At 68.4% G+C, this 24,625-nt stretch carries 15 protein-coding genes; 6 read left to right on the plus strand and 9 right to left on the minus strand.

The genetic code is table 11. The features are described 5' to 3' along the window. Window positions 1-76 precede the first annotated feature (76 nt). From AB0I19_RS11445 to AB0I19_RS11465, 5 genes are all read left to right on the plus strand, one after another. A complete protein-coding gene (locus AB0I19_RS11445; protein ID WP_357147370.1) occupies window positions 77-2,113 on the plus strand; it encodes a M13 family metallopeptidase in 2,037 nt (678 codons plus the stop codon). Window positions 2,114-2,188: 75 nt separating this feature from the next. Beyond that, complete coding sequence (locus AB0I19_RS11450) at window positions 2,189-3,166, plus strand: ABC transporter substrate-binding protein (RefSeq protein ID WP_357147372.1); 978 nt, start codon at window positions 2,189-2,191, stop codon at window positions 3,164-3,166. A 27-nt stretch (window positions 3,167-3,193) separates the two neighbouring features. After that, complete coding sequence (locus AB0I19_RS11455) at window positions 3,194-4,543, plus strand: SagB family peptide dehydrogenase (protein WP_357147375.1); 1,350 nt, start codon at window positions 3,194-3,196, stop codon at window positions 4,541-4,543. Further along, window positions 4,501-5,142: a hypothetical protein gene (locus tag AB0I19_RS11460; protein ID WP_357147377.1), complete on the plus strand. Its 642-nt coding sequence runs from the start codon at window positions 4,501-4,503 to the stop codon at window positions 5,140-5,142. The genes AB0I19_RS11455 and AB0I19_RS11460 overlap by 43 nt, the downstream gene beginning before the upstream one ends. Before the next feature lie 102 nt (window positions 5,143-5,244). Continuing rightward, window positions 5,245-5,994 carry a hypothetical protein gene (locus AB0I19_RS11465; RefSeq protein WP_357147380.1) on the plus strand — a complete coding sequence of 250 codons (750 nt, stop codon included), beginning with the start codon at window positions 5,245-5,247 and terminating at the stop codon, window positions 5,992-5,994. Between the two features lie 96 nt (window positions 5,995-6,090). Here the strand turns inward: AB0I19_RS11465 and AB0I19_RS11470 are convergent, their stop codons facing one another. After that, window positions 6,091-6,795 (minus strand): histidine phosphatase family protein, encoded by a 705-nt coding sequence (locus AB0I19_RS11470; protein ID WP_357147382.1) that lies wholly within the window; start codon window positions 6,793-6,795, stop codon window positions 6,091-6,093. 93 nt (window positions 6,796-6,888) lie between these two features. Then, on the minus strand, window positions 6,889-7,530 hold the full coding sequence (locus tag AB0I19_RS11475) for a DUF998 domain-containing protein (RefSeq protein WP_357147385.1): 642 nt from the start codon (window positions 7,528-7,530) through the stop codon (window positions 6,889-6,891). A gap of 55 nt (window positions 7,531-7,585) precedes the next feature. Here AB0I19_RS11475 and AB0I19_RS11480 point away from each other — a divergent pair, with 55 nt between their 5' ends. Beyond that, complete coding sequence (locus tag AB0I19_RS11480) at window positions 7,586-8,287, plus strand: TetR/AcrR family transcriptional regulator (RefSeq protein WP_357147387.1); 702 nt, start codon at window positions 7,586-7,588, stop codon at window positions 8,285-8,287. A gap of 1 nt (window position 8,288) precedes the next feature. On the opposite strand, the gene AB0I19_RS11485 is transcribed toward AB0I19_RS11480, so the two are convergent. From AB0I19_RS11485 to AB0I19_RS11515, 7 genes are all read right to left on the minus strand, one after another. Next, window positions 8,289-8,621, minus strand: a complete 333-nt coding sequence (locus tag AB0I19_RS11485) for a VOC family protein (RefSeq protein ID WP_067491115.1) — start codon at window positions 8,619-8,621, stop codon at window positions 8,289-8,291. Between the two features lie 115 nt (window positions 8,622-8,736). Continuing rightward, window positions 8,737-9,252: a hypothetical protein gene (locus AB0I19_RS11490; RefSeq protein WP_357147390.1), complete on the minus strand. Its 516-nt coding sequence runs from the start codon at window positions 9,250-9,252 to the stop codon at window positions 8,737-8,739. A 61-nt stretch (window positions 9,253-9,313) separates the two neighbouring features. Then, window positions 9,314-13,912, minus strand: a complete 4,599-nt coding sequence (locus AB0I19_RS11495) for an amino acid adenylation domain-containing protein (protein WP_357147392.1) — start codon at window positions 13,910-13,912, stop codon at window positions 9,314-9,316. Between the two features lie 112 nt (window positions 13,913-14,024). Further along, entirely contained in the window at window positions 14,025-19,100 is a 5,076-nt protein-coding gene (locus AB0I19_RS11500; RefSeq protein WP_357147395.1) for an amino acid adenylation domain-containing protein, read from the minus strand. A 13-nt stretch (window positions 19,101-19,113) separates the two neighbouring features. After that, window positions 19,114-22,410: a nocobactin polyketide synthase NbtC gene (nbtC, locus tag AB0I19_RS11505; RefSeq protein ID WP_357147398.1), complete on the minus strand. Its 3,297-nt coding sequence runs from the start codon at window positions 22,408-22,410 to the stop codon at window positions 19,114-19,116. Continuing rightward, entirely contained in the window at window positions 22,403-23,716 is a 1,314-nt protein-coding gene (locus AB0I19_RS11510) for a polyketide synthase (RefSeq protein WP_357147400.1), read from the minus strand. The genes nbtC and AB0I19_RS11510 overlap by 8 nt, the downstream gene beginning before the upstream one ends. Continuing rightward, a complete protein-coding gene (locus AB0I19_RS11515; RefSeq protein ID WP_357147403.1) occupies window positions 23,713-24,465 on the minus strand; it encodes an alpha/beta fold hydrolase in 753 nt (250 codons plus the stop codon). The genes AB0I19_RS11510 and AB0I19_RS11515 overlap by 4 nt, the downstream gene beginning before the upstream one ends. Window positions 24,466-24,625: the final 160 nt, after the last annotated feature.

The raw sequence follows: 24,625 nt of genomic DNA on the forward strand, positions 1-24,625 counted from the left end.
CAGCCGCGCCGGTAGCCTGTGCGAGCTGGATCGCAACGAGCATGGGTGCGGCTGCCGCATCGGGGAAGGAAGTCCTGTGACACAGTCCGGCCGTCCGTCGGTTGTCGACCGCCGCGCATTCCTGGCCGCCATGGGGTTGGTGCCGGTGGCCGTCGCCCTGGCATCGTGCTCGTCCGATGCGCCCGCGGCGCAGTTGAACGGGGTGGATCTGAGCGGGGGCGATCCGGCTATCCGCCCGCAGGACGACCTGTACCGCCACGTCAACGGCGCCTGGCTGCGCGACTACCAGCTGCCGCCGGACAAGGCCTCGGTCGGCGCGATCACCGACGCCAACGACCGGACCCTCGATCAGCTGCGCGCGATCATCGAATCCATCTCCGATCCCGAGCCGGGTTCGGAGGCGCAGCAGATCAAGGATCTCTACGACGCGCGCCTGGATCTCGACGAGATCGAGCGCCTCGGCATCACGCCGCTTTCCGGGTTGTTCGCCGCGATCGACAAAGCCCCGGGCAAGCCGGAGCTGGCCAAGGAGATGGCGATCGCACCGATCGCCGGCCTGATCGGGATGGGCATCGGTATCGACCGGAAGAACTCCAAGGCCTATATCCCCAGCGTCGGCCAGTCGGGCCTGATGCTCGGCGAGCAGTACTACCGCAAGCCGGAGTTCGCCGAGCAGCTGGCGGGCTACCAGGTGTACCTGGAGAAACTGGCGCAGGGCATCGGCTTGCCCGACCCGGCCGGGGTGGCCCAGCGCGTGCTCGACCTGGAGAAGCGCATCGCCGCCGCGCACTGGGACAGCGTGCGCTTGCGCGACACCGACGCCACCTACAACCTGATGAGCTGGGACGAGCTCACCCAGCTGGGACCGCAGTTCGACTGGGATCCCTGGCTTTCGGGCATGACCGACCGGCCCAAGTCGCTGTTCGACAAGATGGTCGTCGGGCAGCCGTCGTTCGTCACCGCGGCCGCGCAGCTGTGGAGCGAGGTGGACATCGCCCTGTGGCGCGACTACCTCAAACTGCACGTCGCCGACACCTACGCGAGGTTCCTGCCGAAGGCGATCGCCGACGCGCGGTTCGAATTCGTGGGGCGGGTGATGGCCGGGCTGGAGGAGAAGCCGGAGATGTGGCGCTCCGCGGTGGGCGTCGTCGACGACAATCTGGGCGAGCCGCTCGGAAAGCTGTACGTGGACAAGCACTTTCCGCCCGCGGCGAAGGAGCGCGCCAAGGAGATGGTCGCCGATGTCACCGCCGCGTGGCGCGACAACTTCACCAATTCCACCTGGATGTCGCAGGCGACGCGGCAGGCCTCGATCGCCAAGCTGGACAAGATCGTGGCGCAGATCGGCTACCCCGACAAGTGGGTCGACTACTCCTCGGTGGAGATCAAACGTGGCAAGCTGATCGAATCCCTGCTCGCGATCAACGCTTTCGAGTCCAAGCGCGCGTTCGCCCGCCTCGGCACCGAGGTCGACCGCTCGGAGTGGGGCATGTCGCCGCAGACGGTGAATGCCTACTACAGCGCGACGACCAACCAGATCGTCTTCCCCGCCGCCTACCTGCAGCCGCCGTTCTTCGACAAGGACGCCACCGACGCGGTGAACTACGGCGCGGTCGGCTCGACGATCAGCCACGAGATCGGCCACGGCTTCGACGATCAGGGCTCCAAGTACGACGGTGACGGCAACCGCCGCGACTGGTGGCAGCCGGAGGATCGCGCCGCGTTCGACGCCAAGACCCAGCAGATCATCGCGCAGTACGACGTGCTCGTCCCCGAGGGCGCACCGGAGGGGCAGCACGTGAACGGCGCGCTGACCGTCGGCGAGAACCTGGCCGACCTGCGCGGCCTGCAGATAGCACTGGAGGCGTACAAGAAGGTGGCGCAGCGGTCCGGCGAGACGCCCGATTTCCGCTCGGTGTTCCTGTCGTGGGCGCGGCAGTGGCGCGACAAGCAGACCGTCGAGGCGACGCTGCAGGGCCTGCAGGACACCCACTCCCCCAACGAATTCCGCTGCAACCAGGTGGTGCGCAATATCAACGAGTTCTACACGACCTTCGATGTGAAGGAAGGCGACAAGCTGTTCATGCCCGCCGACCAGCGCGTCGCCCTGTAGACGGGGCTTGCACCCTCCCGATTCGCCGTAGGTTAGCCTAGGCTGACCTAAACCTGCTCGATGGAGGATGCGCTCATGACGTCAGTTCGGACTTCACGCGGCTGGCGGCGCGCCGCGGTGGCCGCGCTCGCCGGTGCGCTCGCCTTCGGTGTCGTCGCCTGTGGTTCCACCGAGGACGAGGCGGGCTCGGGCGAAGCGGTGACCATCACCCATGCCCGCGGCGAGACCACCGTCACCGGGACGCCGAAAAAGATTGTCGCCCTCGGCAATCAGTGGCTCGATTCCACGCTGGCGCTCGGCGTGGTGCCCGTCGGCTACATCGACAATGTCTCCGCGCTGTCCAAGAGCACCCCGCCGTGGACGCCCGACAGCCTGAAGTCCGCGACCGCGCTCAACACCCAGGGCAGCGTCGCCGAGCAGGTCGCCGCGCTGGAACCCGATCTGATCCTGGCCGACCCGTTCATCGCCGATCAGAAGACCTACGACGACCTGTCGAAGGTGGCGCCGACCATTCCCGCGCTCACCAAGGACGCCGTCACGCCGTGGCAGGACCAGGTCGCGGCCCTCGGCAAGGTGTTGCACAAGGAGTCCGACGCGACCGCGACGATCAAGAAGGTCGACGACAAGATCGCCGCCATCACCACCGCCAACCCGGGCCTGAAGGGCAAGACCTTCGCCAGCACCTGGCTGGCCAGCCCCGCCCAGCTGATGGTGCTCACCGACCCCGACGACGGTTCGGCCAAGGTGTTCACCCAGCTCGGCATGTCGATCCCGGCGAACCTCACCGCGCAGCCCGCCAACCAGGGTCGGCTGGCGTTGTCGCCGGAGCGTGTCGACGAACTGACCGCCGATCTGCTGCTGGCCGGCTACTCCCCCGGTCTCGACGAGAAGTACCGCCAGCTGCCGGGTTACGCGGATCTGCCGTCGGTGCGCAAGGGTTCGGTGGTGTTCCTGACCACGCAGGAGATCAGCGCGATCAACCAGCCGAGCGCCCTGTCGGTGCCCTACATGCTCGACAAACTCGAACCCGCGTTCGCCGCTGCCGCGAAATAAGCTCCACCCACAACTCGAGGATTCACCGTGCTTGCCTCCCCATATCCCGCCCAGACTCGGTTCGCCCTCCGCGCAGGTGTCACCTGTTTGACCACGCCGGCCGGTGCGGTGCTGCTCAATCCGCCGCGCAACGAGAAACTGACCGGTCTGGGCGCGGGGGCACTGCAGGCACTGAAAACTCTGAACCAGGGCCCGGCGACGGCCGCCGAGATGGCGACCGCGGCCGCCGGTGACGACATCACCGGCCTGATGCGCAAGCTCACCGACGGCGGCTGGCTCGCGGTGACCGTGCGCGACGGGGGCCGCGATCTCTACAGCATCCGCCCCTTCGCCCAGCCCGCGCCCCGGCCCGAGGTCGCGCTGCCGACCTGGTCGGCCACGCTGTCGAAGTTCGCCGTGCTGCACCGCGACGCACAGGGTTTCGTACTCGAGCATCCGCGCTCGTGGTGCGATCTACGCATCCACGATCCGCGCCTGCTCGCCCTGCTCGACGGTCCGCTCGCCGCCGACTCTCCGGTGGCCGCTGCGGTGAAGACGCAGTTCATGGCGGATCTGCAGTGGTGCGGGTTCCTCGTCGACGGTGACGAAGAAGAGCACGAATTCACCACCCGCTCCTGGAACGCGCCCGACCTGTGGTTCCACCGGCGCAGCACGCTCGGAGCCCGCACGGTCACCTGGGACGATTTCGGACCGACCCGCTGGGCCGAGGGTAAGTTCCCCGAATTGCCCGCTCGCCGATCGCCTTTCGCCGGTGACCCGATCTTCCTGCCCAAACCCGACCTGGTCGCGCTTCGTGTCGGCGACCCGAGCCTGTCGGCCGCCCTCGAGGACCGCGTCTCCACCCGCGCCTTCGACGACAGCGCCCCCGTCACCACCGCCCAGCTGGGTGAGCTGCTCTTCCGCAGCGCCCGCACCCGCGAGGACGGCTCCCGCCCCTACCCCTCCGGCGGCGGTGCCTACGAGCTCGAGGTCTACCCCGTGGTGCGCAATGTGGCAGGCCTGGAAAGCGGGCTGTACCACTACGATTCGGTCGACCACGCCCTGCGTCACGTGGCCCCCTTCGACTCCCCCGCCGTCCAGAAACTGGTGAAGTCCACCTCGGCCACCCTGGCCGGCGGCGCAGAACCCCAAGTGGTCCTGCTGATTTCGGCCCGCGCGGGCCGGGTGATGTGGAGCTACGAACAGGTCGCCTACGCCAACATCCTCAAGCACGTCGGCGTCTTCATGCAGACCGTCTACCTCTCGGCCACCGCCATGAACCTCGGCGTCGTCGCCCAGGGCTTCTCCGACACTTCCGCCTTCGCCACCGCCACCGGCATCGACGAACTCGAGGAGTGCAACGTCGGCAGCATCATCGTCGGCTCGCCTGCCCGCTGAGAAACTTCGCGTTAGAGTTTCGTCATATGCAGGAACCACTTGCCACCGAGGAGCATGTCGCTTCGTATCTGCGCCGGGCGCTCGGAATACGCTCGGAGCTCGAGATCCTGGAGACGCCTACGACGTGGGTGTGCCAGGAGAAGCCGCACCGACCGCGTCACGAGACCACTACGGACGCCGCGTGTCATCTGCCGGTCGAACCCGGTGGCGGTTACTCGATATACGGTATCGAGAAGAAGAATTCGCACATCTTCTTCCTCGGCCGAAACCCACCCGACCACCCGGCCCTCCTTCTCGACCGCGCGTGCTGGGAGAAGGGCTATTTCTGGACGGGGCAGATCTACCCGAAACCCTGGCGGGTCCGGATCGACCTTGTTGCCGATTCCGGCGCGATGCTGACCTATCGCGTTCAGCTCTTTTCTCGAACCGACCCACCTCAGGATGATGTCGATCTGCCGGTCACCATCAACAAGCTCACGAAAAAGGTGGATTACGGCACCGCCCATGCGTCATGGGCCCTTGTCCAGGCAGTGACGAAGATAAGTCACCCGCAGTACTACGGTGGACCGCTGCTGCCCACGATCACCCTGGAGATCTGAACAACACTGCACACGCAAAACTGTTGCCCAGCAACTCTTTTCGGCAAATCAGGCCTGTCTCCCGATTTGCGGGAAGACGGCTGATCCGGGTTGACTGCAACGGTGCAGGACTTGACTGAAGAAGACTTCCGGATGCAGTACAACGGGGATATGTGGACGCTGCTGGATGAGGTTTGGGGGGCGTGGGGGCAGCTTGTGGAACCGGCTATGGCGCCCGCGTATCAGTCGCGGATCTTTCCCGCTGAGCTGTGGCAGCAGATGGACTTCCTGCATGAACCCGAACCGGCGAGCATTGATTTCCCCAGTCTGCGGGTGGTTCGTCGCGAGGAGGGGGTGCTGGTGAGCAGTTGTGGGTTGTCGTGGCCGGCGCGGTGGTCGGATGCGGAGCCGACCAATGGGCTGGAGGTCGAGGTTTACGCAGCTTCGAGCGCGGTGCCTGCGGATGCCGACGCGGCCGCGGTGGCGAGCGGGTGGCTGGGCAGGCTGGTGGCTCGAATCGCGGGAATCGTCGGGCGGGAAGGGTTCGCGTTCACCCGGGCGCTCGAGCACTACGGCACGCTGTCCATCGGCATCGGCGAGGTCGATCTGCCTGCCGAACTGGCCGAGACGTATCTCGATGACTTCGGGAACGCGACGGTCTTGCTCGGTATGGACATCGGTGATGTGCCGCGCACGATCACCGGCCCGCTGTCGGAAATCCGGCTCGTCCACGTCAAACTGCTGACACCCGCGGAAACCGAATTCTGCGTGTCTGGCAGCGGCGGCGTCACCGACGCCCGCACCGAACTGGCCGAGCGCTTCACCGCGGCGGATGACGCGCTCTGGACCGACCCCCGCCCCTCGGCCGCCTGAAGGGTTACGCAGGCGGGGCAGCGAAGTCGGCGGCGAGCAGCACACCTCGCCGCGAGCCTCGGCCCTACTGATCCGCTCGCGGCGAGGATGCCCAGATCAGGCGGCCGGGGTGCCGTCCCAGGTGACGAGTTTCCAGCCTTTGGCGGGGCTGCCCTTGACGATTACGCGGCCGGTATTGCGGATAGGGTCGGACTGGAGTTTGGTCATGTCGGGGTTGCTGACGGTCATGAGGGTCCAGACCATGATGGAGCCGCCGTGGGAGAAGATCGTGGCGCGTTTGTTGCCGCGGTCCTGGATGTCCTGGATGGAGTCGTCCATGCGCTTTTTGAATTCGTGGCCGTTGATCGAGCCGGGGATGCGGGCGTCGAGGTTGCCTTGCATCCACTGGACCGGTGCGGCGAAGTAGTTCGCCATCGCGTCTTTCTCGGGTGTGCCTTCGTAGATTCCGGCTTCGATTTCGTGGAAGCCCTCCTCGACGACAACGGGGCGGTCGCACAGTTCCGAGGTGGGCAGTGCGGTCTGCTGTGTGCGCACCATTGTCGAGGCGTAGACACCGTCGAACTTGCAGTCGGCCAGGCGCAGCGCGGCCGCGGCGGCTTGCTCCCAGCCTTTGTCGGTGAGATCGGGGCCGGGGACGGACGTGTCGATCAGGCCTGATGCGTTGCCGGCCGATTCGGCGTGGCGGACGAAGGTGAGGGTCATTTCACCTGTCTGCGGTGCGGCGGCCGCACTACCGCCGCCGGCTGTGATGACGGCAACCGCGGCGATGACCACGGACAGACGTGACGCGATCTGGGGCATAGGGACTCCTCGAGTAACCGGTGTGGGCCCAAGCTGTGTGCATGAATGCGACCCGTTCCGGGACGGTAGGTTCATGCCCGACCGGTCGCCACGTCATCTCCCGATGAACGGCACGTTATTTGTTTTCGTAAGGACCCGGTAGACGAAGACGAATTGCCAGAGGCCGATGAACAGCGTCGGGAGGCGTTCGTAGAAACCGGCCGACGATTGGGCGCCTGCCGGTGTCGATTCCACGGCGGCGAAGAAGGCTCCGACCGCTGCTATCGAGAACACGGCGGTGGCGATGGAGAAGACCGACCACAGGCGGGAACGGCGGGTGACGGTGGTGAGGGCCGCGACGGGGAAGGCAGTGAAGACGACAAGGGCGCCGAGGTTGTGGATGCCGCCGGTCGCGGTGACGACCGTCGGGGCGCCTTCGGGGAAGCCGAGCACCGGGTCGGTGGGGAAGAATCCGATGACGATCAGTCCGGCGGCGGCGACCAGCAGGGCGAGGTACCCGACGGTGCGCAGGGACGCGGTGCGGCGGAGCCCTTCGGCGAAGAGCACCGTCAGGATGCCGTAGAGGACGAAGTTGCTGTTCTGGATCCAGCCGTGGGGAGCCAGGCTGAGGGCGCTGATGGTGTCGTGGGAGGAGTCGTAGCCGGCCTGGAGTGCGCCGTTGATCAGGTAGCCGAGGACGAAGACGGCCGGGCCGAAGGCGCCCGCCACCAGCAGATGTGTACTGCGTATGCTCACAAATACAAAGTACACATTTCGTGCGTACTAAGTACACATCAGGAGCGGAACAGGCGTGACTTCTCTCTGGGAACGGCTGACAGAAGGCGACCGGAACACCGGTAAACCGTTGTCCGCCAGGCGAATTGCTGAGACCGCGGTGGCGGTGGCCGACGTCGACGGCCTCGACGCCATCACGATGCGCCGGCTCGCCACGGAGCTCGGCGTGGCGCCGATGGCTGCCTACCGGCATGTGGCGAGCAAGGACGAGGTGCTGGAACTGATGGTCGACCTCGTCTACGGCGAGGTCGAATACGCGGCCGGTGACGGCTGGCGCGCGACGCTGCGTGAGCTGGCGACGGCCCTTCAGGCGCTGATCCTGCGGCACCCGTGGCTCACCCGGCTCACCGCACCGGAGCTGGTCTACGAGCTCACACCCAACCGCATGGCCCTGACCGAGCACGCCTTGACCGCGCTCCACGACGACCTCGGTCTCGACCTCGACACGGCGATGGCGGCCGCGCGAACGGTTTTCGCGTATGTGCAGGGTGCGACCGGCGCCGAGATCGGCCTACGCGCGCTCATGGACGATCGCGGCTGGACGACCGGTGCACAGGCGCGCACCGGTCTGTCCACCCAGATGACCTGGCTGCTCGGCACCGGCCGCTATCCGACCTTCCAGCGCTATGTGCACGAGGCACGGCGCAAGGACGACCTGCGCTGGCAGTTCGACACCGGCCTCGAGCAGGTACTCGACGGCATCGAAGCGCGTCGGTGACCTACTTCCCGCGCAGGCCGAAGGGATTGCCGTCGGGATCGGCCAGCGTGCAGATGCGGAGGTCGGGGGCAACTGTCTGCGGGCCCGATTTCTCGGTGGCTCCTGCGGCGAGCAGGGCGTTTCGGGTGGCGTCGAGGTCGTCGACGTCGGTCATCGCGACCGGTCCGGTGGCGCGGTCGCCCTGGGGGTTGAGGCTGATCTCGAAGCCGTTGACGTTGTAACCGACGTAGTAGGGCTGGTCGGTGTGGGGTTGGCCGTAGAGGGCCGTATAGACCTTTTTGGCGGCTTCCAGGTCGGAGACGGGAATGACGACGGCGCCGATGGCGGGACTCATATTCTTCCTTCCGAAAAACAGCGGAACTGCGTCGAATGGAAAACGGTCGGCAACCAGCGTAACCAGTGACTGGGCCGAATGCGCAGCAGGGCGAGTTCGTCGGACGTGCCCGGAGTTACTGCCCGGGGGCGGGTGTGAGCATGCTGCGGTCGATGATCAATTCCGTATCCGGTGTGAGGAAGCCTTTGGCACCGAAGTCGATCAGGGGTTGCGGACGGAACCACTCGACGCGGTGGACCGGACGGGAACCGACGAGGAACAATGAATTCGGATAGTGGACCCTTTCGTAGAAGGGGTCGAAGGTCGGAATCCCCTTCACACACATATTCGGATCGTCGATGCCTGCGGCCGCGAGGATCTTTTCCGGGGCCGCGCCTGGTCGGAGCGGGATCATACGGTCCCATTCCGGCGACCAGCCTGCGCGGCGGCCGATCTCGCGCATCGTGATCGGCACCTCGCGCGCGGTCACGACATCGCGGACTTTGTTCTGCAGCGCGACGAAGTCACCCAACTCGCGTTCGTTCGTCTGCACGTTCAATGTCCCCGACGGACAGTGCGGCTCGGCCGTACCGGCTACGGCGCACGACGTAAGCATCAAGGACAAAGCGAAAGACCCCGCGACCAGGCGCACTACATTCCTCCCCCTGATAATGGCCCGCCAACTCTACCGGCCCACTGACATCGGCCGGTGTTCAGAGAGCAGTGGCCAGGGCTTGTACGGCCTGGGTCCACAGTTCGGCGAACCGGTCGGCCTGTGTTTCCGTGAACAGGGCGGTGCTCCAGCGGAAGTTGGTCGTCAGAGTTGGGCCTTGGGGGGTGGTGCCGATGCCGGCGATGACGTCTAGCGCGTACCGCAGGGGAAGGTCGGGTTCCGGGTCGAGTGGGAGGGCGGTGTCGTGGGCGCCGACCAGCAGCGACCATGGATCGTTGTCGTTGCCGCTGAGGTCGATTCGGCCGAGGTAGTTGAATTCCACCTGTGGTTCGGCGGCGTTGCGGAGTTCGGGGACCCGGTCGACGTAGCGGAGCAGGCCGTAATCGAGTCCCTGGTTGGGGATTTCACGAAGGTGCCGGGTGACGGAGTCGAGCAGTGACCGCGCGGAGGCCGGATCGGCTTGGGCCCGTGCGACATCAACGCACCGCTCGCCCACGCCGAGGCGGACGGGGAACACGCTGGTGAACCAGCCGAGGGTGTTGGCAGTGTCGGTGCCGAGCTCGGTGTCGGCGCGGCCGTGGCCTTCGAGGGCGATCAACGCGCCTGCGGCCGGGTCGTTTCCGTTGTCGGCGTGTAGCGAGGCCATGGTCATGGTGAGGGCGGTGAGCAGGAACTCGCGGACGCCCTCGTCCTTGCCGATGCGGGCCAGGAGGCGTTCGGTCACCTCGACGGGCGTGGCCACCGTGCGCACGCGCAGGGTCGACCAGGTGTCGGAGGCGGGTGCGGGATGCCGGGCGCCGAGGGGCGCGTCGGGTTCGCGCACCTGCGCTGCCCAATAGTCGCGCTGGGCAAGCACTTCCGGTGTGCTGGCGCGCTGCCACATGGCCTCGGACCACTGCCGGTAGGAGGTGAACTCCGGGAGCATCTTCGGGGCGACGCCGGACTGGATCTGCTGCCAGGCGGCGGCGAGACCGTCGATCATGATGTGCCAGGACACCACATCGACAGCCAGGTGGTGCACCGCGAGCAAAAGGATGTCGCCGGGATCGCCATCAGCGTCGTCCCCGGAATTCTTCGCGTCGCCCGAGCTCTGGTCGACTTCCGACGAGCCAGGTGCACCCGCGAACCACACCGCACGCACCATCTCTCCCGATCTCGGGTCGATCGCGTCGTTGGCGATACGCGCGAATTCCGTGATGACGGAATCCAGTTCGGAACCGGCGAGTCCACGCGGCGCTTCGATCACCACGTCGCCCGCGGCAACGACACCGGGCGCGCGGGTGAGCAGGCGCGGACCGTCGGGCGTATCGGTGAGCACGGCACGCAGGGTGTCGTGCGCGTCGAGCAAAGCCTGCAGTGTGGATTCCAGTCCGGCACGGTCGATTCCGGCGGGTAGGCGGAGCAGGGCGGTCTGGGTGAAGCGGCGGTAGTTGCCGTACTCGTACATCCACGACACCACCGGCAGCGGCGGAACCACACCGTAGGAGTCGGCGCCCGCCTCGGCGGCGGCGGGCGCGTCGTCGACGGCGGCGGCGAGTTCGCGGATGGTCGGGCAGGCCAGGACCATGCGCGGGTTGAGCGCGAGGCCGCGGCGGCGGGCCTTGTTCACCAGGGAGATGGCGACGATGGAGTCGACACCGAGTTCGTAGAAGTCGGCGTCGATACCGGGGGCGCGACCGTCGAAGAGTTCGGCGAAGACCTCGCTGAGCGTGATCTCGGTCGGCGTCTCGGCGGCGGCATTGCTGTCGGCCGCCGAAAGTGCTTGTTCGGCGAGCTCGTTCAGCGCGTGCCCGTCGAGTTTGCCGTTGACGTTCACCGGCAACCGGTCGAGAACGACGATGCGTGCGGGAATCATGTACGCGGGCAGGCGCTGGGCGAGGTCGGCACGCACCCGGCTCACCACGACGGCACGTCCGGCCTTGCCGACGACGAAGCCGACCAACGACGCGCCACCGGCACGACGGACCACGGTGACGGCGGCGGTGTCGACATCGGCCGACCGGCGCAGCGCGGTCTCGATCTCGCCGACCTCGATGCGGTACCCGCGCACCTTCACCTGCGCGTCGGCGCGGCCGAGGTAACCGAAGCGACCACCCGGCAGGCGGCGGACGAGATCACCGGTGCGATACATGCGCTGCCCAGGACGGGCCGGGTCGGCGACGAACCGGTCTGCGGTGATGGCAGGTTTACCCAGGTAACCGCGGGCCAGCTGCACGCCGGACAGGTACAGCTCGCCGACGATCCCCTGCGGAACCGGGCGCAATCGGGAGTCGAGCACGTAGCCGACCATGCCGCCGTTGGCGGTGCCGATCGTCGGGATCTCCGAGGTGGCGACCGGGGCGACGACGGCTTCGACGGTCGTCTCGGTCGGCCCGTAGCAGTTGTACACGGCCGTCGCCGGGAGCGCGCGCAAACGTGCCCACAGCGCGGTATCGATGGCCTCACCACCGAGAGCGAGGACGGACAGCTCACGATCGAGCAACCCCACCGCCGCCAGCTGGGCCAGCATCGAGGGGGTGGTGTCGATCATGTCGATGTCGAATTTGGCCATGCCCGAAACGATTCGGTGTGCGTCGCGCATCTCGTCGGCATCGAAAAGGTGCAGGGCCTGGCCCGCGAAGAAGCCGACCATCGGCTGCCAGGAGGCATCGAACCCGAGCGACCAGGCGTGCGCGATGCGCAGCGGGCGACCGAGTTTCGCCATGGCCGGGCGGTAGAACCGCGCGAGATGGTCGGCGAAGTACCCGGCCAGCGCGGCGTTCGTGCCGACGACACCCTTGGGCTCGCCCGTGGAGCCGGAGGTGAAAATGATGTAGGCGGCGTGGTCGAGTTCGCGGCGGACGGCGGGGACCTGCGCCGGGCGGTTCGCGATCCGGTCGACAACCTCGGCGTCATCCAACGTGAGCACCTCGACGCCGGAGCCCGCGATCCCGTCGAGCAGGTGACGATCCTTGTCGAGGACGACGGCGAGCACCGGGTTCGACTGGCGCAGAATCGATTCGATGCGTCCGACCGGCAAGGTGATGTCGACAGGGACGTAGGCCGCGCCGGCGGCGAACGTGGCGAGAATAGCCACGATCGCATCGGTGCTACGCGGGAGCATCAGGGCAACAACGGTTTCCGGGCCGACACCGTGTGCGGCGAACTCGGCGCCCAGGCGGCAGGCACGATCGTGCAGCTCCCGGTAGGTGAAGTGCTCGCCCGAGGTGGTCGTGAGGGCAGTCGCATCCGGCGTCGCGGCGACCTGCTGCTCGAACAGCTCCCAGGGCGTGGACGAGGGCGCGGGCACGAGATCCGCGGCAGCACTGGCTAGTTCGGCATGCTCGGCGGGTGTGAGCAGGTCGACGGCGTCGAGGGTCGCCTCGGCGTCGAGTGCGGGCAGGATACGCAGGATGGCGACAAGGCGGGCGCCGAGGTCGGCGGGGTCGAGGTGGCCGAGCAGGGCGGGCACCGCCTCGACGAGGACGAGCAGTTCGCCTTCGCTCAGGTGCGAGACCACGGTGAGCGGGTAGTGGGCGAGGCTTTCCATCTCGATGGGCCGGAACTGGGCACCGTCGGCGGCGGTGACCGTTTTGATCGCGTCGTCGATCGGGGCGTTCTCGAACACGAACAGGGTGTCGAACAGGGCGCCATGGCCTGCCGCGCGCTGCAGGGTCGACAGGCTCAGGTAGCCGATATCGCGCATGGTCGACGAATCACGTTGCAGCCGAGCGCATTGCGCGACGACCGGTTCGGTCGACTCGAGCCGGTGCACGACGGGCACGGTGTTGATGAACAGCCCGACCATGCCCTCGACACCGGCCAGCTTCTCCGGACGGCCGCTGATGGTGGTGCCGTAGACGACATCCGTGCGGTCGGTGATCCGGCCCAGCAGCACCGTCCAGGCGAACTGCACAGCGGTATTGAGCGTCATACCGTTGGCGCGCGCCCACTGCTGCAAAGCTTCGGTTTCACTGGCGGACAGGCGAAGTCGCGTCGTCTCGGGCACCGAGGACTCGCGCGCACCGGTACCGTCGGCCAGCACCAGCGGCGCGCTGACCTGACCCAGGTACTCGGCCCAGCGACGCGCGGCGGCATCGTGGTCCTGGGCACCGAGCCAACCGATGTAGTCGCGGTACGGGCGCGGGGCGGGCAACCCGTCGAGACTGCCGCCCGCCTGGTACACGGCGAGCAGTTCGGTGAAGAACACCGCGACCGCCCAGCCGTCCATCAGGATGTGGTGGGCGGTGAGGATCATCCGCTTGCGTGGCTGCGGCGCGTCGGTGACGTTCAGCAGCAGGATCCGCAGGGCCGGGCCCCGGCTCAGCGCGAACGGAACACGCCGCTCCGACTCGGCGATGGAGTCGAATTCCGCTGCCACCGCGTCACGTTCGGCCCACGGCAGCTCGGCGTGGGACGGGATGATCTGCACCGGCTTGGGTACGTCGGTGTCCCAGAACGCGGCCCGCAGGTTCGGGTGACGGTCGAGCATCGCCTGGGCGCTGCGGCGCAGCAGGGCGGTGTCCAGCGGGCCGTCGATGTCGACGACGAACTGCATCGTGTAGAGGTCGATCTCGGCCCCGGCCATGCGCGACAGGGAGAACAACCCCTCCTGCAGCGGGCTCAACGCGAGTACGTCTTCGATCTGCGGCGCACTCATGCTGCGTCCTTTCCTAGTGGTCGGGTCGTCGGATAGCCGAGACCCGGTCGACATGCGGCGCCGCACCGTGCCGGGCTGATACCCGACAGGTGCGGCGCGGATGTCGGGTTGTTCATCCCTGTGCGGACCAGGCCGCGGTGAGCGCGGACAGGGCGTCGGAGTCCAGGCCGGACGCGCTCATCGGCGCGTGCGCGACCTGCTCGGGCTCTTCGGTTTCCGCTTCGCGGGGAGCGGCGTCGACGGCGGCGGCCAGTTCGGTGATGGTCGCGCATTCGAACACCATCTGCGGGGTCAGCGGCAGTCCCTGCGCGGCGGCACGGGCCGACCACTGGATGGAGATGACGCTGTCGCCGCCGAGGGCGAAGAAATTGTCGTCGCCGGTGACGTCGTCGATCTCGAGGAGCTCCTCGATCAGGGCGATCAGGGTGCGCTCGGTGTCCGAATCGGCGGCTCCCCCGGCGGCGGCCGTCGTGGCGACGGGCGCCGGGACGGCGAGCAGCCGGTCCAGGTCGGCCTGCGGCAGCACCCGCAGGTCGGCGATCGGCTGGTCCGGGTTGTCGGCGAAGGCGCGCAGGGTGGCGGCCAGGGCGTCGGCGATGAGCGCGGCGGTTGCCGGTTCGTACAGGTCGGCGTTGACGACGACGCGCACGTCCATGCCGCCCTCGGCGGTCACGTTCAGGCTCAGGTTCAGATCGAGGAACGAGACGTCGAAGTCGGCGGGTAGCACGGTGACCGTGCTGGCACCCGAGGTCGCGAACGGCAAGGTGGTCGGTGCCCAGTCCGCTCCACGGAAATGGATCATGCTCTGGAACAACGGGTTCCGCGACCGCGAACGGCGCGGATTGAGTGCCTCGACAAGTCGCTCGATCGGCAGTTCCTGGTGCGCGTTGGCATCCAGCACCACGTCGCGGGCCCGGATCACGGTGTCGCGCAGGGTGCTCGCGCCCGACAGATCGTTGCGGAGCACGACCATGTTCGCGAACAGCCCGATCAGGTTCGTGGTGGCCGGATCGGTGCGTGCCGCGACGGGCGTGCCGAGGGTGATGTCGGTGCCGCCGCCGAGTGTGTGCAGCAGGGTCGCGACCGCCGCCTCGCACACCATGAATTCGGTTGCGCCACTGCCCTTCGCGAGGGACTCGAGACCGGTGCGGATGCTCGCGGGCAACGAGAAGGTGACCACCTCACCGCGCTTGCCGAGCACCGGCGGGCGCGGACGGTCGTGAGCCACCGAGATCTCGTCGGGCACCCCGGCCAGCGTGGTGCGCCAGAAGTCGATCTGGGTCTGCGCGAACTCGCTCGGCGCCGCCTGGTCGAACAGCTCGCGCTGCCACAGGGCGTAGTCGGCGAACTGGATCGGCAGCGGCTCCCAGGCAGGCGCGCTGCCCTGCTCGCTGCGGGCGCGGTAGGCGGTGGTCAGGTCGTCGAGCAGCACACCGAAGGAGGCGTGGTCGGCGACGATGTGGTGCACCAGCAGCGACAGCACGTGGGTGTTCGCGTCGACTTCGAGGAGTTCGGCGCGCAGCAGCGGCTCACCGTCGAGGGTGAAGGCGTAGCGGGCGATCTCGGCCAGCTCGGCCGAGACCTGGTCGGCGGCGGTCTGCCTGACCGGCAGCGCGACCTCGGTGGCCGGGTGGATCACCTGGTAGGGCACACCCTCGTGCTCGGGGAACGTGCTGCGCAGGGACTCGTGGCGGGCCACGACGTCACCGAGCGCGGCGCGCAACGCGGGGATGTCGAGCGGGCCGTCGAAGCGCATGGCCAGCGGGAGGTTGCCGACCGAACCCGCACCTTCCATGCGGTACTGGAACCACATCGCCAGCTGCGAGTACGACAGCGGGATGCGCTCACCGCGCGGCCGTCCACCGATCGCGGGGCGGGTGGTCGGTGCCGCAGCGACCGCATCGGCGCTCGCCGCGGACGCCGGTTCGGCTGCCTCCTCGAAATCGGAGTCGACCGCATCCAGGTCCATGTCGAACTCGGCGAGGAACCGGGCGACCAGATTCGCGGCGAGCGCGGCGGGAGTCGGGCTGTCGAAGATGACGCGCACGTCGAGTTCGATGCCGAATTCCGCGCGGACCTGCGCGACCAGGCGGGCGGCGAGCAGCGAGTGGCCACCGAGTTCGAAGAACGAGTCGTCGGCGCTCACCTCGTCGAGGTTGAACAGGGCGCCGAACAGCGCGCACATCTTGCGTTCGGTGGCCGTGGCGGGCGCGCGGTGGGTGCGCGCGACGGCCGGGGTGGCTGCGGGCAGGGCGCGCTTGTCGAGCTTGCCGTTGACCGTGAGCGGGACCTCCGGGATCACCGCGAACGCGCTGGGCACCATGAAGTCCGGCAGGCCGGCCGCGGCGAAGGACTGGATCTGCTCGAGGTCGATGAACCCTTCGGCGGGCACCACGTAGGCGGCGAGCATGGCGCCGATGGCCGGGTCCTCGGTCACGACGACCACGCACTGGGCGACCGACGGGTGCGCGGCGATGGCGGCTTCCACCTCACCGAGCTCGATGCGGAAACCTCGCACCTTCACCTGCTCGTCGGCGCGACCGACGAACTCGAGTTCACCGAAGCTGTTGCGGCGCACCAGGTCACCGGACCGGTACAGCCGGGCGCCGGGGGTGAACGGATCGGCGACGAAACGCTGCGCGCTCAGCGCGGGGCGGTCGAGGTAACCGCGGGCGAGCTGATCGCCGCCGAGGTAGAGCTCACCGACCACACCGTCGGGCACCAACTGCAGCGCCTCGTCGAGGACGTAGGTGTAGACGTTGCGGTTGGGCACGCCGATCGGCACCACGCCGGTCCCCTGCGGCCCGTGCACCGGCATGTAGGTCGAGCAGACCACGGCCTCGGTGGGCCCGTAGTGGTTGCGCAGTTCGGCTTCCAGGGTGTTGGCGAAGCGGTCGGCCACCTCGCCGGGCAGCGCCTCGCCACCAACCGGAACCTGGCGCAGCGAACGCCATTCGCTCACCTCGGGCAGCAGCAGGAACGTGCTGAGCATCGACGGGACCATGTGCAGCACGGTCACCTGACGCCGCGTGATGAGGTCGGCGACGTAGCGGATGTCGCGGAACGGCTTGGGTTTCGGCACCACGATCTGCGCACCGACCGACAGCGGGATGGCGATATCGGCGAGCGAGGCGTCGAAACTCACCGACGACGACTGCATCATCCGGTCGGCGGGCGTCATGTCCCACTCGGCGGAGAAGCACACGATGTGTTCGGCGATCGCGTTGTGCGGCACCGGAACACCCTTGGGCTTGCCGGTGGAGCCGGAGGTGTAGATGACGTAGGCGAGGTTGGCCGGGCGCAGCGGGCGCAACCGGTCGGTATCGGTCGGCGCCGAGCCGGACAGTTCGGCTGCCGTCTCCTCGGCGGCGGCCAATTCGACCGCGCCGAGCAGTAATCGGGGGTTCGCGTCCTCGACGAGGTATTCGATGCGGTCTTCCGGGTAGGCCGGATCGATCGGCAGGTACGCGCCGCCTGCCTTCAGCACGGCGAGCACGGCGACGATGAACTCCACCGAGGTGCCCAGGCGCAGGCCGACGATGTCCTCGGTACCGATGCCCTGCCCGATCAGCCAGTGCGCCAGGCGATTCGCGCGGGCGTGCAGCTCGGCGTAGGTGAGTTCGGCAGTGTCGGAGACCAGCGCGAGCGCGTCGGGCGATGCGGCGGCGGCCGATTCGAACAGGGCTACAAGGGTGGTGGCGGGCTGGTCGACGAGCAGACCGTGGGAGCGGTCGAGCAGTGCGGCGCGCTCGTCGGCGGCGAGCATCTCGAGGTCGCGCAGCCTGCGGGTCGGCTCGCGCAACGCGCTGTCGAGGAGCACACCGAAGTGCCCGAGCAACTGATCGACCAGGGCGTCGGACAGCACGTCGGTCTGGTATTCGGCCTCGACCACGGCGGTGCCGTCGGTGTCGAGGACCACGGCGAAGGCCAGCGGCACCTGCGCGCTCACGGCACCGAGTTCGAGCAGGGTGGAGGTGACGCCGTCGATGGCGAAACCGTCGGCGCTCTTGCGCACGCTGAAGCCGAGTCGGACCAACTGGTCGAGACCGTCGCGACCGGCGACTCGGTCCGGGTTCGCTTCGCGCACCACGCGATCGATACCGACGCCGCGGCGTGCGAACGCACCGGTGCAGGTTTCGCGGACGGCGGCGACGAGGGTGGTGAAGTCGTCGCCGGTGCCGATGCCCGCGCGCAGCAGCAGGGTGTTGCCGAAGTAGCCGATGAGCTGGTCGGTGCCCGCCGGGCGGTCGGTGACGGGGATGGAGACGAGGAAGTCGTCGGCGGCGGTGTAGCGGTGCACGAGGGCGTCGAAAGCGGCCAGCAGCACCATGAACGGGGTCGCGGCCTGTTCGCGCGCGAACTGTTCGGTGCGGGTGACGAGGTCGGACGGGAGCCGGTGGGTGCGGCGCTGCGCCTGCCTGCCCGCGGTGGCCGAAGCCGAGCCGGGCAGTTCCAGCGGTTCGGGCAGGGGCCGCAGGGCGTCACGCCAGTAGGCGACGTCGTCGGCCGCGGGTTCAGCGGTGGGGGCGATGGCGGCGAACTGCACGGTGTCCGCCTGCGCGGGCGCGGTGTCGTCCTGCGCGGGCGCGGTGCGGTAGGCGGCGTTGAGCTCGGTGAAGAAGACGGCCCAGGAGTCGTCGTCCCAGCAGATGTGGTGGATGGTGAACAGCACCACGTGCTGGTCGGCGGCGGTGCGGATCAGGGTGGCGCGCAACGGCAGCTCGGTGCCGAGGGCGAAGGGGCGGCTGAACTCGCGCTGCGCCAGCACCTCCACCCGCAGGTCACGGCCGGATTCGGCGAGGTCGGTCAGGTCGTGGGTGGTCCACTCGGCGCGGGCGTCGGTGGTGAAGACCTGGAACGGTTCGCCGTCGGCGTCCACACCGTAGGTGGTGCGCAGGATGTCGTGGCGGGCGACGACGGCATCGAACGCGGTGTGCAGGCGGTCGGCGTCGAGCGGGCCGGTGAGTCGGTAGGCCACGCAGATGTTGAGGGCGGTGTCCTGCGGGTCGCGGGTCTGCAGGAACCACATGCGGCGCTGGCCCGGCGTGAGCGGGCGGCGCTCCCCCGCCGCGATGCGCGGCACGGCGACGGGTGCGGTGGACGCGGCCATGCCGCGCTCGCGCAGCTTCTGCTGCAACAGCTGCTTGCGACGTTCCGCGACGGACAGGGTGGCTTCGGTGTCTGACATGTTCTTTCGGCCCCTAGCCCTGGTTGGTGTTCTGTGCCATCAGCTGCACGACGTCGTCGAGCGACGCGCCGCCGAGAATCGCCGCGACCGGCAGATCCCGGTCCAGCTCCGCCTTGACGCGCTTGCGGAAGTCCAAGGCCTGCAACGAGTCCAGGCCGAGGGCGACCAAGGGCATGGTTGCGTCGATGGATTCGGCGCTGTCGCCGCCGATCACCTTCAGCAGTTCGGTGCGCACGCGCAAGTCGAGCGAGGAGTTGTCGGGCCGCGCCGCCGATTCGGCGGATACGGCCACGGACGACTGCGCGGATGTGGGCGGAATCTCCTGGGGGACAACTGAAACCGGCGCGGACTTCGGCGCGACAGCGGAAACCGGTCCGGTCGCGCACTCGAGTCCGGCAAGCACGCTGTCCTGGCCGAACGCGCCGAGGACCTCGCGCAGGAAGTCCCAGTCGGCGGCGATGATCATGCCGTCGCGCACCGGCGCGGTGAAACCCGCCTCGATGGCGTCGACGGGAACCATCGGGAACACGCCCGCCTCTTCTACGCGGGCGAACCCGGCGTCGTCGAGCGGGCCCGCCACGCTCCACAGCCCCCACTGCAGGCTGGCCGCGGCGAGACCACGGGCACGCAGCCTGCGGGCGGCGACATCGAGCATGCGGTTGGTGACCGCGTACAGGATCTGGCCGCGCCCGCCGATGGTCGCGGCCATCGAGGAGCACAGCAGCACACGGCAATCGGTGGTCAGCGGCACGGTGTCGATCAGAGTGTCGAGGCCGTGCAGCTTGGCGCGGGCGGCGGTATGGACGGCCTCGGCGGTGACCTGGTCGAGTTCGGCGTCGACGTAGTTCACGGCGGCGTGGATCACCAGGTCGGCCGGGCGATCGGCGATCTCGGCAGCGAAGACCTTCGCCGATTCCGGATCGCTCACATCACAGGACCGCACGACGATCTCGGTGGCGCCGAGGCCACGCAGACGCGCCAGTTCCGTTGCCAGGACCGAGGTTTCGCCGCTGCGGCTGAGCAGGGTGACGCGGCCGGTGCCCGTGCGCGCGAGGTGATCGGTGAAACGGAGACCGAGCTGACCGGTGCCGCCGACGATCACCACGTGGTCGAGACCCTCGGCGAGCGAACCGGTTTCGGCGGTCTCGTCGACCACCAATCGTTTGACGAAGAGCTTGCCCGCACGCAGCGCCAGCTCCGCCTCACCGCTGGAATGCACCGCACCGACGATCCGGGCCGCCTGCGCGATCGGATCCTCGTTCGCGGCGAGGTCGAGATGGCGGAACAAGGTGCCAGGGTGTTCGATCCCGACGCTGCGGAACCCGGCCGCGACGCCTGCCTGGAACAGACCGGGGATCGGATCGCTCTCGTGCACGGTCTCGCCACCGACGGTCAGCAGCCAGCATTCGCCGCCCGGACGTAGCACGGAAAGCGCTAGGGCCCAGTTCCGTTCGGCGAAAAACGAGGTCAGTGCATCGACAGCCGTCGCGGTGTCGTCGGCCACCGACTGTGGCAGCATGACAACGACGGAATCGAACGGCTGCGTACGCACCGAGTCGGGCAGGTCACGCGCGGCATGCTCTTCACCGGGTTCGGCGGAGCTCATCGCACCGGCGGCGGATCCTCGATCGTTCGCCTCGGAGCCCGCGCCGACAGCCGGGTTCAGTTCGGCCGGGCCGAGCACACGAGCCTCGGCACCGTGACGGTCCGCGGCCTTCACCAGGGCGGCGGCCAGAGACGCACACTCACCTGTGTGGTCCACGACGAGCATGCTGCGCGGGGCGGTCAGGGTGCGGCGCTGGAGCGGGGTCCATTGTTCGACCAGCCGTTGGGGTTTCGGTGTGGTGATCACGAGTTCGGGCGGGGTTGCCGACTCGTCGGGGGCGGCCCAGAGCCGCTTCGGGGCGGTGACGGTGTGCGGGAAGTCGCGCAGCGGCAACGTGACGGTGTCGTCCACGCGCAGCGCGTCCCAGCGGTACCCGGCGTCGAGCACCGCGACCTGGGCGAGGTTGCGGGTGAACTCCGAGAGGCCCTCGGCGGTGCGCAGCGACGTTCCGAGGACACGGAAGTCGCGCTGCGGCAGGCCGGGACGCGACGGCACGAGGCCGAGGTTCTCCTGCAGGGCGAGCTGCAGCACGGGGTGTTCGGCGACCTCGATCAGCAGGTCCACGCCGTCGCTACCCGCCGCGATCACGGCCTTGTCGAAACGCACCCGGTTGCGCAGGTTCCAGTACCAGTAGTCCTGGTGATTCAGATCGGAGCCGATCTTCGCGCCGAGAGTCGCTCCATAGCAATCGATCTCGGATTCGGCGAAGTGCGTGCCACTCATCTCGTCGCCGAGCATGTCCACGAATTCGGCGCGCAGCTCGGCCACGATGGAGGTGTGTGCGGGGTAGGCCACGCGGATCTCACGGGCGAACTGGCCGCGTTCGGTCGCGGTGGCGACCAGGTCGACAATGGTCTCGCGGTCACCGGAGATGGCAAGGATGTGCGGTGAGTTCACCACCGACAGCTCGGCCCAGCCCGAATGCCTGGCCAGCAACGCCTCGCAGGACTCGCGGTCCATCCCGAGCACGGCCATCGAATAGCCGCGTGGGGAGATGCGCTCGACCAGGCGGGCGCGGTGGGTGACGGCGAGAACCGCGTCGCGCAGGGTCATCACACCCGACACCGCACCGGCCGCGAGCTCGCCCTGGCTGTGTCCGATCGTCGCCTGCGGTGCCACCCCGGCGGCCCGCCACAGCGCGGCCAGGCCGGTCATGTGGAACATCAAGGCGGGCTGCACTTCCCACACCGCGTCTTCGTACTGCCCCTCGTTGCCGAGCAGATAGTGCATCGGCTGGGAGTGGCCGAACCGTTCGTGGTGGATGGCGGCGCACTCGTCGACGACGGTGCGGTAGGCCTGTGATCGCGCGTAGAACAGCGCACCCATACCGGGTCGCTGGCTGCCCTGACCAGGGAAGACGAAACCGATGCGGCGAGAACTCGCAGGGACATCACCGAGAACCACGGTGTCGTGCTCGGCGCCGGTCGCGATCGCATGAAGCGCGGCGCGCAGCTCACTCGACGACTCGGCACCGTTTCCTGGCACGGCTGCCTGGTCGACGGCAGTGGGCCGGGCCAGGATCAGCGCCCGCCGACGACGCGGCATCCGGGTGCGGAACAGCATGTCGGCCAGCCGTTCCGGTGTCACCTCGGGGTGCGCGTCGACGTAGTCGCGCAGGGCGGCCGCCTCGGCACGCAAGCCGTCGGCACTCTCGGAGGACAGCAGAACAGGAACGCTGCCGTCGGGCAGACGGTACTCAGCCATGATTGGTTTCCTCCAGCACCGGCAGGCCGACAATGGCGTGCGCGTTGGTTCCCGCGACACCGAAGGACGACACCGCGGCGTAGCGCAGCCCGTCGGGGCGCGGCTTCCACTCGGTCGCCTCGGCCGCCAAACGCAAAGTGGTTGCGCTCCAGTCGATATCGGTGGCCGGCCGATCCGCCCACAGGCTCGGCGCGATGGTGCCGTGCTCGCCGCACAGCAGCACCTTGATGAGCCCGAGCATGCCCGAGGCCGCCTGCGCGTGACCGGCATTGGACTTCACCGAACCGAGCAGCGGGGCATCGGAACGATCAGGGTTGCCGTAAGTCGCGGCCAGCGCGGCCAATTCGAGCGGATCGCCGACGGCCGTTCCCGTGCCGTGGCCCTCGATCAGGCCGATATCGTCGACGCTCACCCCCGCGGCGGCCACGGTCGCCTCGATCAGTCGCCGCTGGGCGTCCGCGCTCGGCACGGCGATCGGCGCACCGGCGCCGTTGTGGTTCACCCGGGAACCGAGCAACTGCCCGTAGATCCGATGACCCAGCGCCTTCGCGCGCGACTCTCGTTCCAGCACGATCACGCCCGCGCCCTCACCCCACAGGGTGCCGGTCGGGTCGGCGGCATAGGAACGGCAGTGTCCGTCGGTGGCCAGGGCGTTGTTCTTGGAGAACTCGTAGAACGCGCCGGGCGTGCCCATCACGCACACCCCGCCGGCCAGCGCCCAGTCGCACTCCCCCGCCCGGATCGCCGATGCGGCCTGATGCACGGCGGTGAGCGACGACGCGCACGCGGTGTCCACGCTGATCGAGGGACCGACCAGGCCCAGCCCGTGCGAGATCCGCCCGGCCACCGCACCGAGCGCGGTGCCGGTCCCCCGGTATCCGCTGTACTCGTTGACACCCGCCGCGCGCGGACCGTATTCGGTGATCGACACGCCCATGAAGACACCGGCCGGATCACCGTCGAGCGCCCCGGGATTGATGCCCGCGTGCTCGAGCGCGCGCCACGCCACCCGCATGGACACCCGCTGCTGCGGGTCCATTGCGACCGCCTCGCGCGGCGTGATGCCGAAGAACTGGGCGTCGAATTCCGTCGCGCCGTCCAGGAATCCACCGGCGTCGCGGACGGGCGCCCAGCCGTCGAGCCTGCCGAGGGCGAACAGTTCGGCCAGCGGCCAGTCACGGTCGCGCGGGAACGGGCCGATCAGTTCTCGGCCGCCGGCGAGCGCGGACCAGAAGTCCGGCAGGGTTTCGATGCCGCCGGGGGCCTCGACGCCCATCCCGACGATGACGATGGGATCGACGCTCATCGGGTCAGCGCCTGTCCGGCCAGCACCTCGGCGATGCCGTCGATGTTCTCGTCGACGTAGAAGTGCCCACCCGCGAAGAGGTTCACCTCCACTTCGCCCGTGGTGGCCTGGTCCCAGCCGTAGAGGTCGCGCGGGCCGACGAACGGGTCGTCGTCACCGCCGAGTACGAGCACGGGTGCGGCGACGCGCACATCGGCACCGCAGGAGTAGGCGTCGAAGGCGCGGTAGTCGGCCTTGAGCACGGGCAGCGCCATGCGCATCACCTCGCGGCTGGCCATCACGTCGGCGCCGGTTCCGTTGAGGGCAGCCATGTGGTCGAGCAATTCCTCGTCCTCGGTCGGATGACCAGGTAGCTCGGCGATCCGCTGTGGCGCGGCGGCCGCGGAAACCACCAGCAAACGCACGGACAACCCGGCGGCCTCGGCGAGCCGGGCGAATTCGAAGGCCACGATGGAACCCATGCTGTGGCCGAACACGGTGATCGGCGCGCCGGTGTCGCGCGCGGAGTCACGGAAGGCCTCGAAGGCGCCGCGGGCCAGTTCGGGCAGCGTCTCGGCGGCCGGTTCGCGCAGACGGTCCTGACGGCCGGGGTATTGCACGATCACGGTGTCGAAGTCCTGCGCCATACGCTTGGCGAACACCCGGTAGGCCGATGCGCCCGCGCCCGCGTGCGGGAAGACGATCAGTGGCGGTAGGGAGTCGGTTCGGGGGGCCTGGAATTGCCTGATCCAGCCGAGTTCTCTTGCCATGTCGCTCTCCCTCACCGACCGCGTCAAGCTGCGGCCGTTTCGCACTATCTCTCGCCGGGCCCGGACACGGGCCTACCCGGCGCAGTCGTCCGGGACCTGGGCGAATGTTGTTGCCGCCGAGCCCGAACCAGCTCCGGGCGCGCTCCGGCAACCACCGGGC

Origin of the sequence: Nocardia sp. NPDC050413, from assembly GCF_040655475.1 — a bacterium.
GTDB classification, from domain to species: domain Bacteria; phylum Actinomycetota; class Actinomycetes; order Mycobacteriales; family Mycobacteriaceae; genus Nocardia; species Nocardia coubleae.

Bases quoted from the DNA above. Each gene is read 5' to 3' on its own strand.
- AB0I19_RS11450 (WP_357147372.1), top strand. From the start codon at position 2,189: ATGACGTCAGTTCGGACTTCACGCGGCTGGCGGCGCGCCGCGGTGGCC.
- AB0I19_RS11470 (WP_357147382.1), bottom strand. From the start codon at position 6,795: ATGCCCCAGATCGCGTCACGTCTGTCCGTGGTCATCGCCGCGGTTGCC.
- AB0I19_RS11485 (WP_067491115.1), bottom strand. From the start codon at position 8,621: ATGAGTCCCGCCATCGGCGCCGTCGTCATTCCCGTCTCCGACCTGGAA.
- AB0I19_RS11495 (WP_357147392.1), bottom strand. From the start codon at position 13,912: ATGAGTGCGCCGCAGATCGAAGACGTACTCGCGTTGAGCCCGCTGCAG.
- AB0I19_RS11500 (WP_357147395.1), bottom strand. From the start codon at position 19,100: ATGTCAGACACCGAAGCCACCCTGTCCGTCGCGGAACGTCGCAAGCAG.
- nbtC (WP_357147398.1), bottom strand. From the start codon at position 22,410: ATGGCTGAGTACCGTCTGCCCGACGGCAGCGTTCCTGTTCTGCTGTCC.
- AB0I19_RS11510 (WP_357147400.1), bottom strand. From the start codon at position 23,716: ATGAGCGTCGATCCCATCGTCATCGTCGGGATGGGCGTCGAGGCCCCC.
- AB0I19_RS11515 (WP_357147403.1), bottom strand. From the start codon at position 24,465: ATGGCAAGAGAACTCGGCTGGATCAGGCAATTCCAGGCCCCCCGAACC.